This is a genomic window from Vallitalea maricola (assembly GCF_036985595.1).
Taxonomy (GTDB): Bacteria; Bacillota; Clostridia; order Lachnospirales; family Vallitaleaceae; genus Vallitalea; species Vallitalea maricola.
Genome location: NZ_BTPU01000180.1, coordinates 1 through 297, shown reverse-complemented (window position 1 = coordinate 297; position 297 = coordinate 1). Strand labels below are relative to the sequence as shown.

Sequence of the window (297 nt, the reverse complement as noted above, 5' to 3'; positions counted from 1 at the left end):
CACCACAATCAAGAGAGATAAAAACGTAGTTATCCTTCTTGATTGTGGTGATAAAGAAAGACTTGGAGCTTATTCAGAGATTTTTGACAAGGCTTCTGTAACTATTAATATAGATCATCATATCAGTAATACAAAATTTGCTGATTATAACTATGTTTCAGATGTCAGTTCTACTTGTGAGATAGTATATGACATTCTTGAACGTTCCAGTGAAACTAAGTTATTAGATAAAAATATATGTGAAGCGCTGTATACAGGACTTATCTATGATACTGGAGCATTTAAACATAGTAATAC

General features: G+C 31.3%; 1 protein-coding gene. It reads left to right on the top strand.

Features of this window, described 5'->3' with window-relative positions; genetic code table 11:
* A partial coding sequence (locus AACQ14_RS23795) for a DHH family phosphoesterase (protein ID WP_339366024.1) occupies positions 1-297 on the top strand: 297 nt, incomplete at both ends.